The sequence below is a fragment of the Bacteroides sp. RTP21281st1_H5_RTP21281_210402 genome (assembly GCF_040918965.1).
GTDB lineage: Bacteria > Bacteroidota > Bacteroidia > Bacteroidales > Bacteroidaceae > Bacteroides > Bacteroides congonensis.
Genome location: NZ_JBCOWR010000001.1, coordinates 244,767 through 261,440, shown reverse-complemented (window position 1 = coordinate 261,440; position 16,674 = coordinate 244,767). Strand labels below are relative to the sequence as shown.

Sequence of the window (16,674 nt, the reverse complement as noted above, 5' to 3'; positions counted from 1 at the left end):
ACTCTTTATGTGGATTTAACAATCCAAAAGTACTATCTTTTTTATTACCATTTTAACAGTCTTCTTGTTTGTGGAACAATAAGTGACAGCCCTAAAATTACTGTAACTCTAAAGTAACAATGGACTTAGCGGGAAGTTTTACCTTCATTGTACCTTTATTGATTTTTACCTCTTTGAAAGGTGCCGGTTTTACAATATCAGGATTTTCAAAAGAATTGTAATCGGTCAGTTTGGCAGAGGTCAGGATTTCTCCGACAGCTTTTTTCGCTTTCGTATTTCCCAAATTGATGGTAATTTCCTGTGCGTCGTCAGCATCTACATTGGAGAGTGAAATATGAATGATACCGTTCTTGTCTTTCGAAGCGGTGGCGCTTACCATAGGTACGGTGCGATTATCACGTGCATTCACCTTTTCGCAGTTCAGGTCGATGGGAAGATAGGTGGCATCCTGATGCACTTTGTACATCTTGAATACATAATAGGTGGGAGTAAGCACCATCTCTTTGTCCTTCGTCAGAATCATGGATTGAAGTACATTGACAATCTGTGCGATGTTTGCCATCTTCAGGCGGTCTGTGTATTTGTGGAATACATCAAGGCTCAAAGAAGCTACGAAAGCGTCGCGCATGGTGTTTTGTTGATACAGGTGTCCTCTGATAGTTCCGGGTTCTTCGTCCCACCAAGTTCCCCATTCGTCCAATAAAAGAGCGATTTTCTTATCTTTGTCGTATTTGTCCATGATGGCGCAATGCTTCTTGAGTACGTCTTCCACTTCCAGGCATTTGCCCATTGTCCAGTAATAATCGTCCTTGTTGAATCGGGTGGCGGAAGTCTTGCTGCCACTCCATCCGGTTACGGTATAATAATGGAGAGAAAGACCTTGCATACGATGTCCTACACGGTTCATCAATACATCTGTCCAGTTGTAGTCGTAGTCGCTCGCACCGCTGGCAATCTTATACAGGCGGTTGCCGTCATAATTGCGGCAATAAGTGGAATAACGGCGGTACAGGTCTGCGTAATATTCCGGACGCATACTTCCACCGCATCCCCAACTTTCATTTCCTACACCGAGATATTTAACTTTCCATGCTTTGTCACGGCCGTTTTTGCGGCGGAGATTTGCCATAGGCGAGTCGCCGTCCGACGTCATGTATTCCACCCATTTGGCAAGTTCCTCTACCGTACCGCTGCCTACATTTCCGCTCACGTAAGGTTCGCAACCCAACATTTCGCAGAGATTCAGGAATTCATGTGTACCGAAACTGTTGTCCTCAATCGTTCCGCCCCAGTTATTATTAACCATCTTCGGACGGTCTGCTTTCGGGCCGATACCGTCCATCCAGTGATATTCGTCGGCGAAGCAACCGCCCGGCCAACGGAGAACAGGAACAGCCAAATCCTTTAATGCGTTAAATACGTCCGTACGATAGCCTTTGATATTAGGTATATCCGAATTTTCGCCTACCCAAAGGCCACCATAGATACATGAACCCAGGTGTTCGGCAAACTGACCGTAGATTTCTTTCGGGATGATTTCTTTGCCTTGGTCGGCATGTACGGTGATGGTGGCGCTCTTTTGTGCGGAAAGAGACACGGAAGCTGCCAGAAAGGCCGTGCTGACTAATAGTTTTGCTTTCATAAAATGGTATTTGTTTAAATGATTATATAGATATTTGATGATGTCTTTCTTTTTGCCTTTATTTGAGTAAGCGTATCTCGTAAATGGCGGGAGTCCACTCTGTGCCGTCAGGGCTGAAACGTATCGGATAACTGCCGGCTTTCAACTTCTGTGGCAGAAGCCAGGAGAGGGTAGTGAAACCGTCTTTATCTGCTTCGCTGATAGTCGGATTTACTGCCAGTTTCTCGTTATTCAGGAGAATGGTTACTTTATTTCGTTCATCTTTGCGTACTGTAATCATAATCCGGCTTGCTTCTTCCTTTACTTTCAGATTATAACTGAACCAACCTTTGGCACGACGGAAGTGACGGTCTTTGTTCGTTCCTGTTTCTGCCTGTTCGTATCGGATACCGTGGTCGGATTCCGGTTGTTGCTCACCGGGGAAAATCAAGTCGATAGTTTGATTGGCCAGTTCTGTCGCTTTTCTTTCGGTCATTGCCATTTCTTCCTGAATAGCTTTGAATTGTTCTTCACTTGCCTGGCGGAAGTAAACGGCATAGCGGGAATTGTGCAGGCGGAAGAATGGAACGAGTTCCAATGCTTTGCCTTGTGCCGGATAAACCTCTCCGTTGTAACTGAAAGTAATCCGGCTGTTTTGTTCTTTCTGAAGAGATTTACAGATTGAATCCGGGTTTCCTATCAGCATCGGGACTTCCTGCAAAGGTATTTGTTTGCCATGAGCGATATGTCCGCCACGACTGTCGTCTGCATATAAACCATCGAGATGTTCAGTGCCCGTGGATGCAGCAAGGACGATAGGACCATACAAAAAAGCGTAATAGTCTTTCTTGTCAGGTATCTGCTCAAGACTGACTTCCATTGGCAGATTGAATGTAATGACATCTCCTTTTTTCCATTTGCGATGAATGGGTAGATAAATACTCTCTCCCGGACGTATGACAAACTGACTTTTCTTTCCATTGATTGTTATTGCATAATCTTTGGAGTTTTTAGCCCATTCAGGAATACGTATCATCAATGTGAATTTCTTTTTAGGTGCTTCATCCATTCGTAAGGTTACTTTTCCATCATCAGGAAAACGGGTCTCTTGTGTCAAGGTAATGCCTTGCTCTTTCCAGGTCAGTTGTGAGGGGATGAAAAGATTGACGTAAAGCGTATCTTTCTGATGTGCATAGATAAATTCACCGTATTTGGTATGATTCTCCAAACCTGAACCGACACAGCACCACATGGATGTTTCCGGTTGTGAATAAACACGATAATGTCCGGGACGCATAGGAGTGAAGTAAACAAATCCGCCCTTATCCGGCTCTTGTGATGCCAGGATATGATTGTAAAGTGCGCGTTCGTAATAATTCACATAAGTTGGATCCGGTTCATTGGCATGATACGGATTTTGAGAGTTCTGATAAAGCATTTTGGTTAGCCGGAGCATATTATAGGTATTGCAAGTTTCCGGCCCTTGGACATCGTTCAGCATGGAAGTGAAATTATCTGCCGGATGGAAATGTTCGCGTACGCTATTTCCACCAATGCATACAGAACGGTGATTGACTACCGTATTCCAAAAGAAACGGGCGGCATGGTCCCATTCAGCAGCATGATTCCAGTTTTTATCATCTTGTGACAGTTCGGCAACTCGTTTGTATCCGATAACTTTTGGTATCTGTGTGTTGGCGTGCATACCTGTCAATCGGTCTTCATCTTTGATAAGCGGGTCAAGGATTACTTCATGGGAGAATCGGCGTGCCAGTTCCAGATATTTCTTGTCTCCTGTGATTTCTGCTACATCGGCGAATGTTTCATTCAATCCGCCATGTTCGCTGCGAAGCATATCCTGTATTTGTTTATCGCTTAGTCCGGAAGTGATGTCAATCATCCAGTCTGTCAGGGAAATAAGCATTTGGCGTGCCAAATCACTGTTGGCGTAGATATATGCGTCCCGCAATCCGGCATAGGTCTTGTGTATATTGTAGAGAGGTACCCATTTGCCGTTAAGGTCGAAACCACCGGCACGGATATTTCCTGCTTTTATTTCTTTCCAAAGTTGGAGACTTCCCGGAGTTCCTCCGATAAATCCTGTGCCTACTGCTTGCTGTGCACGGTGAAGTTCACCCAGCATATAGTTGAGGCGATTGTAAACTGCGGTGTCTCCCGTAGCAGCATACATCATGGAGAGTGCGGATAAATAATGTCCGCCGATATGTCCGTCCAATCCGGTATTCTCCCAGTTGGTGTAGCTTGGAGCTTTCGGTGTCAGTCCCGCTTCACGTAGAAAAGGAGCGAGCAGACGGTCGGGGTCGAGAGCTAGTATGTAATGTAAATCAGTCTGTTGGGCTTGTAAGAAAGGACTATCCAATAACTTTACATCCTGTAACGGGAAGTAAGACACTTGTGGAGCGTTTTGTGCTTTAGCCAGTGAAGCGGATAGGATGAGTGCAAGTATGAACGAGGTGGTTTTCATAATAATAGTCTCCCCTTATCCCTCTCCAAAAGGAGAGGGGATGGGGATAGTTTATGTGAATACTTAAATATGGTTATTGAGAAAAAAGCAGAGAAAGCTGCCTGTGAGGAAGCTTATTTAAATTTGACTGCTGCTTCTTCAATGGGCAATCCTGCCTTGTAGTTTTCGATGTATGTATTGAATCCGGCTACATCTTCGGGTGTGGGGGATACCTCGACACCGGCGTCACCGACAAATACACTTTCATCCAGAAAATCGGCAAGGGATTGTTTCTTTTCATTGTTCACGAGATAAGAACCTAGCAGGGCAATACCCCATGCACCACCTTCACCGGCTGTCTCCATTACGGAAATGGGCGAATTGATAGCTGCTGCAAGTATTCTCTGACCTACTCCCTTTGTTCTGAATAATCCTCCGTGACCTGTAATTCTGTCGACTTTGACTTTTTCTTCGTTGAACAGGATGTCGTTGCCAATCTTGAGAACTCCTACTGAAGCGTATAAGTGAGTCCGCATGAAGTTTGCCAGGTTGAACTTGTCATTTGCCGAACGTACAAACAACGGTCTTCCTTCAGCAAGTCCTGTTACAGGTTCGCCTGAGATGTAGTTGTACGAGAGAAGACCTCCGCAATCAGCGTCACCTGTGAGCGCAATATTATAGAGCTTGCCATATATTTCATCCATATTTACGGGGATGCCCAGAAGTTCCTGATATTCCTTGAACAGGTTGACCCATGCATTGAGGTCGGAAGTGCAGTTGTTACAATGTACCATGGCTACGGGACTTCCGTCAGGAGTGGTGACCATGTCAATCATCTCGTATGGTCGGGACAATTCTTTTTCCAATACAATCATGGAGAATGAGGAAGTACCTGCCGATACGTTTCCGGTACGCTGTTTCACCGCATTGGTTGCAACCATGCCGGTACCGGCATCTCCTTCCGGCGGACAAACCGGTATTCCTGCCTTCAAATGACCTGATACGTCGAGCTTTTTGCTTCCTTCCGGCGTGAGGACACCCGCATTTTTACCTGCCGGTAATACTTTGGGCAGAATATCCAGCAATTTCCAGTTATATTCCTTCGGCGCAATCAGATTGTCGAATTTCGCCACCATTTCTGCAGAGTAGTTGTTGGTAGTTGAATCTATGGGAAGCATACCCGATGCGTCGCCTATGCCTAATACCTTTTCACCTGTTATCTGCCAATGCACATAACCTGCAAGGGTTGTCAGGAAATCAATCTCCTTGACGTGAGCTTCGTTGTTCAGAATAGCCTGATACAAGTGGGAAATGCTCCATCTTAGAGGGATGTTGTAGACAAACAATTCTGATAAGGCTGCTGCTGCCTGACCTGTATTGGTGTTTCTCCACGTGCGGAAGGGTACGAGGATTTCTTCTTTTTTGTTGAATGGCATATAGCCATGCATCATGGCGCTGACACCGATGGCTGCCAGGTTTTCGATTTCTATGCCATATGAGTTCTTTACGTTAGAGCGAAGGTCGGCATAGCAATCTTGCATTCCGTTCCATATGGCTTCAATGCTATACGTCCAAAGCCCGTCGACTAACTGGTTTTCCCAAGTGTGGCTTCCTTGAGCAATGGGCTTGTTTTCCTGGTCAATCAAGACAGCTTTTATTCGTGTCGAACCGAGTTCGATACCAAGAATGGCTTTACCTGCCTCGATGGTTGATTTTGCATCTAATTTCATGTTGAAATTAATATTTTAAGGTTTAGCAAAGTGCTTTATTCAGCATATAATAAACTTCGTTCATACGGAGTTCTTTCTTGAAGCAGCTGATAGTCGTATCCTTGTTGATATGTACCATTTCGATACCGGCGATTTCAGCGTAATCTTCCCAGTATTCGGCTGTCAGGTCGTAAGAGAAGCAAGAGTGATGAGTACCACCTGCCAAAATCCATGCACCTGCACCTACTTCGAGGTCAGGCATCGGAATCCAAAGGGCGGAAGCAACCGGCAATTTAGGAAGCGGTTTCGGTTCGATACATTCTACATCGTTCACAATCAGACGGAAACGGTTACCCATATCTACTACGGTAGCAGTACAGCCTGTTCCTGTTTTTGAAGTGAATACAAGACGTGCTGTCTGGCTCTTGCGAATACCTATACCGAGGAAGTGTACTTCCAGGCGAGGTTTGTTGGCTGCGATAAGCGGACAGATTTCCAACATATGTGATTGAAGGATAGAGCTTCTTGCACCATCGAAGTTCAATGTATAGTCTTCCAGGAAGGAGCAGCCTTTGGGAAGTCCCTGATTCATTACCCATACAGTGCGGTAAAGAGCAGCCGATTTCCAGTCGCCTTCAGCACCGAATCCGTAACCTTCTGCCATCAGGCGTTGGGAAGCCAATCCCGGAATCTGGTCGAAACCATTGTATTCTATGTCACCCAAATCGTCGAAGTTGGTTGTGAAACCTTTGGCGCCTTTCGCTTTCAGGATAGCACGCATGGCAAGTTCGGCTTTCGCGGCATTCCATACTTTCTGGTAAGCTTCTGTCGACTTGTCTTCCAAAGAAGCATCGTGGTCGTATTCCTTGAAATAAGTAGCTACCAATGCATCTACGTCAGCGTCTTTAATATCTTTGTGGTATTCCATCAGTTCGCTTACCGGACAGTAGTCTACGTGGTAACCCATGCGCTGTTCAGCTTCTACTTTGTCACCGTCGGTTACAGCTACATTATTCATCTGGTCGCCGAAACGGATGATAAGCATATCCTGTGAGTCTGCCCAACCTGCGCATACACGCATCCAAACGGCAATCTTATGCAGTGTATCTTCTTCTTTCCAGTAGCCTACCACCACTTTGCGACGGATACGCATACGGGTACAGATGTGTCCGAATTCACGGTCGCCATGAGCCGACTGGTTCAGGTTCATGAAGTCCATATCCATTGTATCCCAAGGAATTTCCTTGTTGAACTGGGTGTGCAGGTGCAGCAACGGTTTCTTCAACTGCTGCAAACCATGAATCCACATTTTAGCAGGAGAGAAAGTATGCATCCAGGTGATAACACCAACACACTTTTCATCATTATTGGCTGCTTTGAAAACAGCTTCCACTTCTTTGGAAGAATTGGCCGTTCCTTTATATACTACTTTAACAGGAAGTTTACCGGATTCATTCAGTCCGTTAACCATTTCATTAGAGTGTGCGTCTACTGCGATTACTGCGTCACCTCCGTACAAAAGCTGTGCTCCTGTTACGAACCATACTTCATATTGGTCAAATACGTTATTCATATCTTTACTTGTTTTACTATTATTAATCGTCTAAATTGAATTTCTTGTTATTGTCCGTAGTAAGCATTCGGACCATGCTTGCGGCTGAAATGTTTCTCTATCAGCAGCGGGTTCATTGTTAAATTCGGATTAACGGCATAAGCGATGCTTGCCATCTTTGCCACCTGTTCCATTACTACAGCATTGTGTACTGCATCATGCGCATCCTTCCCCCACGAGAAAGGACCGTGATTCTTCACCAGTACCCCCGGCGTATGTACAGGATTCAATCCTTCAAAACGTTTCACGATCACGTTTCCGGTTTCCAGTTCGTAGGCGCCTTTCACTTCCGCTTCCGTCATGTCTGCCGTGCAGGGGATGGCGTCATGGAAGTAATCCGCATGAGTGGTTCCGATATTCGGAATATCACATCCGGCTTGCGCCCAGGCTGTCGCATAGGTAGAATGAGTGTGTACCACTCCACCGATTTCCGGGAATGCTTTGTAGAGTACTACGTGAGTAGGAGTATCTGAGGATGGCTTCAGCCGTCCTTCAACGACTTTGCCATCCAGATCCACTACTACCATATCTTCCGCTTTCATATCATCATAGCTTACACCACTGGGCTTGATTACTACCAGTCCGCTTTCACGGTCGATGGCAGAAACATTTCCCCAGGTAAAGATGACTAATCCATGCTTTACCAATTCGAGATTGGCATGAAATACTTTTTCTTTCAGTTCTTCCAACATGCTGATTATAATTTAAATTTCGGGTCTTTGCGATAAACTTTGCTGTTAAACTTGTACAAGGCTGCACCGCGCTTAGAACCCAGTTTATCTATTTTGTCCGTCTTTTCTATATAGTCCATTCCGGCGACGCGCTTGCGGAAATTCCGCTTGTCCATCTCCTCACCGTAAATGGCTTCATATAAGCTTTGTAACTGGGACAAAGTGAAGAGCTTCGGCAATAAGTTGAAACCGATGGGTTCGGAAGATGCTTTCTGTTTCATCAACTCCCGTGCTTTTGTCACCATCTCGGGATGGTCGAAAATCAGTTGGGGGAGTTCATTGATATTTACCCAGTAAGCATTATGTTTCTTTACCAGTTTCCGGTCGTATTCATTGATGTTGATGAGCGCATAGTATGCAACGGAGATTACCCGTTCCCCCGGGTCGCGGTCGACCGCCCCGAAGGTGCCCACTTGTTCCATATATACATTCTCCAGTCCGGTAAGCTCCGCTAATACGCGCTTGGCAGCATCGTCCACGCTTTCATCGTTTTGCACGAATCCGCCCATCAGTGACCATTCGCCCATTGCCGGTTCGAAGTTTCTTTTCAGTAATAACAGGTTCAATTCGCCCTCGCTAAAACCGAAGATGATACAGTCGATACCAAGATAAAAGGTAGGGTTCGAGCTATAATAGTTATTCATTGTTTTGTTAATATGAGTTTTTATTTAGTTACCAGAAATACCAATAGAATGCACCTGTGATAGCCAGAATAATAACTGTATGGATAATATCCCAGTGATTCCAGCTTGCACGTGTAGCTGCTTTTTGTTCTTTGCTAGCCGTACCGAACACCAGTCCCTGGATTTTTTCGGCTGTCGGAGCTTCTGTTGCCAAGCTGACTACGATTACTACGATGATACAGAACAGGAACATCCATCCGCAGAAGAACAGCCAGTTCATATCATAGAACAGATATTTGAATGTAGAATCTGCCATTTCACCTGCATTGCTGTAATATACTTTAGCACCCAGACGGGTCAAACCGATAACCATACCGGAAATCAATCCCCACATACCACCTTGGGCGGAAGTACGTTTCCAGCAGATACCCAGTAAGAAAGCAGCGGCAATACCCGGAGCCAATACAGACTGAACATCCTGCAAATAGGTATAAAGCACGTCACCTACACTACGCATGATAGGAATCCAGAGAATACCTAAAATAACGATTACCACTGTTGCAATCTGGCCGATACCTACCAGTTTCTTTTCCGGAGTCTCCGGTTTGAAACGTTTGTAGAAGTCGATAGTGAACAACATGGCAGATGAGTTGAACAAAGAAGCCAAAGAACTCATCAATGCAGCAAGGATACCACATACTACCAAACCTTTCACACCGGCAGGAAGCAATTTAGCCACTAATGTAGGGAAAGCGGCATCGGCATTGGCATTACCGTTAGCCAACATCGGAAGGAAACCTTCACCACCGGCACCGATATACTTCTGATGCAAGGCAAATGCAATCATACCCGGAATCAGGAACAGGAACACAGGCAACAGTTTCAGGTAAGCACCGAAGATAGTACCACGGCGGGCTTCCTTCTCGTTCTTTCCGGAAAGTACACGTTGTACGATAAACTGGTCAGTACACCAGTACCAGAAACCGATGATGGCAGAACCGATCAAGGCACCCAGCCAGGGGAAGTTCGCATCATCATTGCTACGAATCAGGTTCGTCATTGTGTCCCCGTAATCATTAACGGTTACAGCACCACACACTCTCATCATTTCGTCCCATCCGCCCAGTTCTTTGAAACCAAGCACAAGGATAATCAATGAACCCAACAGAAGGATGGGGGTCTGAAGTACGGAAGTGTACAATACAGATTTCATACCACCGAAAATTGTATAAAGTGCAGTCAGGAGAACCAGACCGATTGCCGCAATCCAGAAGAAGTCGATTCCCCAAAGTGCTTTGATGCCGAATACCTGTTGGAATACCAAGCCGCCGGCATATACGGTAACAGCTACTTTAGTCAATACATAACTTACCAGAGAGATAACTGACAGTATCGTGCGTGATTGAGGATTATAACGGCGTTCAAGGAATTCGGGCATTGTATATACCATGCTTCGTGTGTAGAACGGCACGAACACCCATCCGAGAATCAAAATCATCCATCCCTGAATTTCCCAGTGTGCCATAGCCATACCACTGGAAGCTCCAGCTCCTGCGAGTCCTATCAAGTGTTCCGAACCGATGTTCGACGCGAAGATAGAGGCACCTATCGCAAGCCATGTTGCGTCACGTCCGCCTAAGAAATAATCTGCCGAATCATTTTGTTTTTGTCTGACTACCCAAACAATAATACCGATTAGAGCCAGAAAGAAGACTCCAATTACTACCCAATCTAATGCTTCCACAATAAATATGATTTATAAGTTAATATTATTTCTCTACTGAGAATTTGAAAATACATTCGCTGTTGTATGTTTGTCCCGGTTCCAGAACCACTGAAGGCCAGTCTGCCTTGTTCGGGCTGTCAGGATAGTGTTGTGTTTCCAGGCAAACGGAAGCACGTTGGTTGTAAACGATGCCTTTCTTGCCGGTTACGTTTCCATCGAGGAAGTTGCCTGTGTAAACCTGGATACCCGGTTCGTTGGTATATACTTCGAGGGTAATGCCACTTTCAGAAGAAGTCAGTCTGGCAGCTACCTGCGAAATGTCCCCCTTTGTATTCAGTACCCAGTTATGGTCGTATCCGTTTCCGTTCTTCAACTGGACGAAATCGTAGTTGTTGATTTCCTGTCCTACTGCTTTTGGAGTAGTGAAGTCCATCGGCGTGTCTTTTACCGGAGCTATTTCGCCTGTTGTCATAAAGGTGCTGTCCACCGGAGTATAGTAGTCTGCGTTTACATACATAATATGATCGGTTGAAGCTTTCGACGGATTACCGGCCAGATTGAAATAAGAATGGTTGGTCATGTTGATAATCGTCTTTTTATCAGTAGTAGCGCTATATTTGATGTCGATAGCGTTGTCTTCAGTCAGTTGGTAAGTCACTTTTGCAGTCACGTTGCCCGGAAAGTTTTCGTCACCGTCGGGTGAGATACGGGTCAGTTCCAGTGTCATCGGGTCAACGGGATTTGCTTCGTAAACCTGATATTGCCAGCCTTTCGGACCGCCGTGCAGACAGTGACCGAAGTTGTTCTGCGGCAATTGGATTGTGTCGCCATCCAGAACAAAGCGTCCCTGATCGATACGGTTCGCATAACGTCCGATAGAAGCACCAAAGTCACTCGGCACATTGATATAATCAGCAATGCTGTCAAAACCTAAAACTACATCCTGCATCTTTCCGTTTTTGTCCGGCACCATGATAGACACGATACGTCCTCCGAAGTTAGTGATGCATACTTCCATGCCTGCCTTATTCTTTAATGTATAAAGATTCGTTCGGGCATTGTTCACTTCTGTTTGAAAATTTGCCGGGTCAAGACCGGATAAAGTCAGCTCGGAAGCCGGCTTGTTATTGCACGCAGCTAGCATCAGCGCGGCAATTCCTGCAAGTAGAAAATGTTTTTTCATGGTTTTATTTTTAATGTAAATGAGATGCTTATCTTAATTTGGGTGTAAAAGTAACACTTTAGTTTGGTGTATCAAATACACTCTTGTATGTTATGCAGCATAAAAGGTACTTTTTTAATTATACCTTATTATATATAAAGTGTTGATTCGTCGTTCGTATGGATAAATAGTAAGGATGAAATAGGTGTCTTTATGCCTTGGTTCGTACTATAATAATGGACGATGAATGGAAAATTGTGCAAATGAATGGAAATTGGTCCTTTTTGACCGAAAAATGCCTATTAATGGTAAGATTGGGCAAAGAGGAAATTAAGAATCTGATTATCTTTGCAGGACACGATTGGGAGAATGAAACGGAAACTATATATAAATTTTTAATTAAAACCATGAGAAGATACACAGAAATCTTGGCTGCATTAGCCTTATCCGCCGGAATGGCACTTCATGCGCAAACCAATGAAATGGTGATACAAACCAAGAAGTTGGGAGTAGAAATTCAACCTACCATGTACGGACTCTTTTTTGAGGATATCAACTATGCTGCGGACGGTGGGCTCTATGCCGAACTGATCAAGAACCGTTCATTCGAGTTTCCCCAACACTTGATGGGTTGGAATACCTACGGAAAAGTGTCATTGATGGACGACGGCCCTTTCGAACGCAATCCTCATTATGTACGTCTTTCCGCCCCGGGACACGCACATAAGCATACCGGACTTGATAACGAAGGTTTTTTCGGTATCGGCGTCAAGAAGGGGGAGGAATACCGTTTCTCCGTTTGGGCACGTCTGCCACAGGGAAGTACGAAAGAAACATTGCGGATTGAACTCGTAGATACCAAATCAATGGGCGAACGCCAGGCTTTTGCCACACAGAATCTTACCATTGACTCCAAAGAATGGAAAAAATATCAGGTTATACTGAAACCGGAAGTGACCAATCCCAAATCTACGCTTCGCATTTTCCTTACTTCCAAAGGAACCGTAGATCTGGAACACATTTCTCTTTTCCCGGTAGATACTTGGAAAGGACATGAAAACGGACTTCGCAAAGACCTTGCACAGGCTTTGGCGGATATTCATCCGGGAGTCTTCCGTTTTCCCGGTGGCTGTATTGTGGAAGGTACGGAACAGGGTGATCGTTATGACTGGAAGAAAACGGTAGGAGCTGTAGAGAATCGTCCTTTGAATTTAAATCGCTGGCAATATACGTTTACGCATCGTTTTTATCCGGATTATTATCAAAGTTATGGACTGGGATTCTATGAATATTTCTTGTTATCCGAAGAAATAGGAGCGGAACCTCTTCCTATTTTGAATTGTGGACTTGTTTGTCAGTACCAGAATAATGATCCGAAGGCGCATGTGGCTGTTTGCGACTTAAATCCTTATATACAAGACGCTCTTGATTTGATAGAGTTTGCCAATGGTGATGTAAATACGACTTGGGGAAAAGTGCGTGCCGATATGGGACACCCGGATCCATTCAATCTGAAATTTATTGGTATCGGTAACGAGCAGTGGGGAAAAGAATATCCCGAACGTCTCGAACCGTTTATTAAAGCCATCCGCAAGGTGTATCCCGAGATAAAAATTGTAGGCAGTTCCGGCCCTAATTCCGAAGGTAAGGAATTCGATTACCTGTGGCCCGAAATGAAACGTCTGAAAGCCGACCTGGTGGACGAACACTTCTATCGTCCCGAAAGCTGGTTCTTAGCCCAAGGCGCACGTTATGACAACTACGACCGTAAAGGTCCGAAAGTCTTTGCCGGTGAATATGCCTGCCACGGAAAAGGAAAGAAATGGAACCATTTCAATGCCGCCTTGCTCGAAGCTGCTTTCATGACCGGACTGGAACGTAACGCTGACATTGTCCATATGGCTACTTATGCTCCGCTTTTCGCCCATGTAGAAGGCTGGCAGTGGCGTCCGGACATGATTTGGTTTGATAACCTGAATTCCGTACGTACCGTAAGTTACTATGTGCAGCAACTGTATGCACAGAACAAAGGGACGAATGTACTTCCGCTTACAATGGACAAGCAAAACGTGACAGGTGCCGAAGGACAGAACGGACTCTTTGCCAGTGCCGTATATGATAAGGATAAGAATGAACTGATTGTAAAGGTTGCCAACACTTCGAATACTGCCCAATCTATTTCGTTGAACTTCGCAGGATTGAAGAAACAAGACGTATTATCGAATGGCCGTTGTATCAAGCTTCGCTCACTTGATTTGGACAAAGATAATACGCTTGAACAACCTTTTGCCATCACTCCGCAGGAAACTCCAATATCTATTGAAGGACATGTGTTTATAACCGAATTAGAACCGAATACATTTGCGGTTTATAAATTTACGAAGAAATGATATATTAGATAATTGGCTTTGTTAATAGAGAAGAAGGGCGGCTACCGTGATGGGAAGCCGCCCTTCTTAGTTATTTAATATTGAATAATCTCTTATTCCAATCTACGAGAACCGTCGCCGATTACTACATCATATACTTTCGGGCTTCTGCCGAATTTAGCTTTGAAAGCTTCTTTTGTCTTTTCAACGAAGTTGTCATACAATTCGTTTTTAACAAGGTTGATAGTACAACCACCGAAGCCACCACCCATAACGCGTGAACCGGTCACACCGTATTCTTTAGCGCAATCATTCAGAAAGTCGAGTTCTTCGCAGCTTACTTCGTACAGCTTGCTCATACCGTGGTGAGTTTCATACATCTTCTGGCCTACAGTCTCGTAATCATCTTTTTCCAAAGCGTCGCAAACATCGAGTACGCGTTGGATTTCTTCGATTACGTATTCTGCACGCATATAATCTTCGTCACTAATGTCAGCTTTTGCCTCTTTCAGCATTTCCATAGTACAGTCGCGGAGGAATTCTACGTGCGGATGTTTCTTCTGGATAGCGGCAACAGCAGCCTCACAGCTTTGACGACGCTTGTTGTAAGCAGAAGAAGCCAATTCGTGTTTCACCACTGAATCCATCAAAACCAGACGATAACCTTCCGGATGGAACGGGAAATACTGATATTCCAGTGAACGGCAATCCAAACGAATCAAGCTGCCTGCTTTACCAAATACGGAAGCAAACTGGTCCATGATACCGCAGTTCACGCCACAGTAATTATGTTCTGTTGCCTGACCAACTTTCGCCAATTCAAATTTATCTATTTTGTTTTCACCGAACAGTTCGTTCAATGCGAAAGCGTACGTACTTTCCAAGGCTGCAGAAGAAGACATACCTGCACCCAGAGGCACATCACCCGCGAAAGCAGTATTGAATCCCTTTACGTCAACACCACGTTTGATCATCTCACGGCAAACACCGAAAATATATCTTGCCCAGCTGGCGCGTGGAGCATCTTCTTCGTTCAAACCAAATTCCACATAATCCTTCAAGTCGATAGAGTAAGCTCTTACCTTGTCAGTACCGTTCGGTTTGATTTCAGCAATCATACCTTTGTCTACTGCTCCGGGGAAAACGAATCCACCGTTGTAATCTGTATGTTCGCCGATCAAGTTGATACGGCCTGGTGAAGCATATAAGAATCCGGTAGTTCCATCAAAATGCTTAATGAATCGACTTCTTACGTATTCTGTATCCATGATATTAATAGTTTAAAGGTGAATAAATTATATATGATTATTCCACAGGAATATCCTTATTGACATTTTTGCAACCTACCAGGCCGTAGAACAGCAGATAAGCGAGGGCAACGATAATCAGCCAGTAGCTAGCCATGTAACCGACAGCATCTGAGATACCTTGTTGGATCAATGGCAATACACCCCCACCGACAACCATCATCATGAAGATACCGGAAGCCTGTGCAGTATATTTTCCCAAGCCTTCTACAGCAAGGTTGAAGATACCGCCCCACATTACAGAAGTACAAAGACCGCAAAGAACGAGGAACAATGCGCTGACAGGAACCTGGGCCATCATGAACCCTTCACCTACCGAATAACCCGGCATAGACACTGTTACGTCTTTCGGAGTGAAAATAGCGATCAAAACAAAGATGATAGCAGTAACCGATACGACAATCAACTGCGTGCGGCTTGAAACCTTACCGCTGATAGCGCTACTTGCAGTACGTCCGACAAGCATTAACAGCCAGTAGATAGCAGCAATTGCACCACCGATAGCTGCTCCGTTCATCAATATACCGGCACCTTTGTCGCTTGGGTCGGCAAGGTAGAAGTTCAATGTACCCGGAATACCGATTTCGATACCTACATAAATAAAGATACCGATTACACCCAATACCGTGTGGCGGAAGCTCCAGGGGCTATGAGAGAATTTCTCTTTAGCAGCTCCGGCTTTCTGAAGATGAGGTTCGGGGATTGCGACAAATGAAATAATGATGAATGCAGCTACGAATACTCCCATTGCAACGAAAAGGAGAGGAGCTACGTCGGACATGGCTGTCTTGTCAGTTACTGTACCGATCAAAGCACCTACGAAGAGCGGAGTCAGCGTTCCGGACAAAGAGTTAAGCGCACCACCCGTCTGGATCAATTGGTTACCCTTGTTACCACCGCCACCGAGAAGGTTAAGCATCGGGTTTACAACAGTGTTCAGCATACATACGCAGAAACCGCAGACGAATGCACCGAGCAGATAGATGATGAAGTTCAGCTTGATGGCATATTCACCGAAAGCGAAAACGTCGGTGCCTGCGCCTATTACACTGGAAAGATACTGGATAAACAATCCGACAACACCTACTGCCATTGCAATAAGAGCAGTTTTCTTATAGCCGATTTTGACAAGCATGTTACCGGCGGGAATACCCATAAACAGATAAGCCAGGAAGTTCATCATATTTCCCATCATACCTAATGTGCTCGAGCCTGCGTATTCATTTTTCCAAATGGTACCGAAAGGCGCGGCCAGGTTTGTCACGAAAGAGATCATCGCAAATAAGAAGAACATTGTAATAATCGCGATGAGATTACCGTTCTTTTTTCCTTGATTCATGGTTCAAAAAA

11 protein-coding genes are annotated in these 16,674 nt (G+C 44.9%); 1 reads left to right on the top strand and 10 read right to left on the bottom strand.

Annotated elements, in window-relative coordinates; translation table 11 throughout:
- Positions 1 to 97: 97 nt before the first annotated feature.
- The 8 genes from AB5443_RS01020 to AB5443_RS00985 all read right to left on the bottom strand — a co-directional run bounded on the left by AB5443_RS01020 (position 98) and on the right by AB5443_RS00985 (position 11,669).
- On the bottom strand, positions 98 to 1,642 hold the full coding sequence (locus AB5443_RS01020) for an alpha-N-arabinofuranosidase (RefSeq protein WP_368113054.1): 1,545 nt from the start codon (positions 1,640 to 1,642) through the stop codon (positions 98 to 100).
- 58 nt (positions 1,643 to 1,700) lie between these two features.
- Complete coding sequence (locus AB5443_RS01015) at positions 1,701 to 4,106, bottom strand: glycoside hydrolase family 127 protein (protein WP_333699523.1); 2,406 nt, start codon at positions 4,104 to 4,106, stop codon at positions 1,701 to 1,703.
- A 113-nt stretch (positions 4,107 to 4,219) separates the two neighbouring features.
- A complete protein-coding gene (locus tag AB5443_RS01010) occupies positions 4,220 to 5,815 on the bottom strand; it encodes a xylulokinase (RefSeq protein WP_368113053.1) in 1,596 nt (531 codons plus the stop codon).
- Positions 5,816 to 5,837: 22 nt separating this feature from the next.
- Positions 5,838 to 7,367, bottom strand: coding sequence for an L-arabinose isomerase (gene araA, locus AB5443_RS01005; protein WP_368113052.1), 1,530 nt, complete (start codon positions 7,365 to 7,367; stop codon positions 5,838 to 5,840).
- Between the two features lie 47 nt (positions 7,368 to 7,414).
- Positions 7,415 to 8,098, bottom strand: coding sequence for an L-ribulose-5-phosphate 4-epimerase (locus tag AB5443_RS01000; RefSeq protein ID WP_004297457.1), 684 nt, complete (start codon positions 8,096 to 8,098; stop codon positions 7,415 to 7,417).
- Positions 8,099 to 8,103: 5 nt separating this feature from the next.
- Positions 8,104 to 8,781, bottom strand: a complete 678-nt coding sequence (locus AB5443_RS00995) for an NUDIX domain-containing protein (RefSeq protein WP_044655514.1) — start codon at positions 8,779 to 8,781, stop codon at positions 8,104 to 8,106.
- A 28-nt stretch (positions 8,782 to 8,809) separates the two neighbouring features.
- A complete protein-coding gene (locus AB5443_RS00990) occupies positions 8,810 to 10,504 on the bottom strand; it encodes a sodium:solute symporter (RefSeq protein WP_368113051.1) in 1,695 nt (564 codons plus the stop codon).
- A gap of 25 nt (positions 10,505 to 10,529) precedes the next feature.
- Positions 10,530 to 11,669, bottom strand: coding sequence for an aldose epimerase family protein (locus AB5443_RS00985; RefSeq protein ID WP_368113050.1), 1,140 nt, complete (start codon positions 11,667 to 11,669; stop codon positions 10,530 to 10,532).
- 386 nt (positions 11,670 to 12,055) lie between these two features.
- On the opposite strand from AB5443_RS00985, the gene AB5443_RS00980 reads away from it, so the two are divergent.
- Positions 12,056 to 14,038: an alpha-L-arabinofuranosidase C-terminal domain-containing protein gene (locus AB5443_RS00980; RefSeq protein WP_277130717.1), complete on the top strand. Its 1,983-nt coding sequence runs from the start codon at positions 12,056 to 12,058 to the stop codon at positions 14,036 to 14,038.
- A 92-nt stretch (positions 14,039 to 14,130) separates the two neighbouring features.
- Here AB5443_RS00980 and galK read toward each other — a convergent pair whose 3' ends face one another.
- Complete coding sequence (galK, locus tag AB5443_RS00975) at positions 14,131 to 15,285, bottom strand: galactokinase (protein WP_175629729.1); 1,155 nt, start codon at positions 15,283 to 15,285, stop codon at positions 14,131 to 14,133.
- A 37-nt stretch (positions 15,286 to 15,322) separates the two neighbouring features.
- Positions 15,323 to 16,663 (bottom strand): MFS transporter, encoded by a 1,341-nt coding sequence (locus AB5443_RS00970; protein WP_073348348.1) that lies wholly within the window; start codon positions 16,661 to 16,663, stop codon positions 15,323 to 15,325.
- Positions 16,664 to 16,674: the final 11 nt, after the last annotated feature.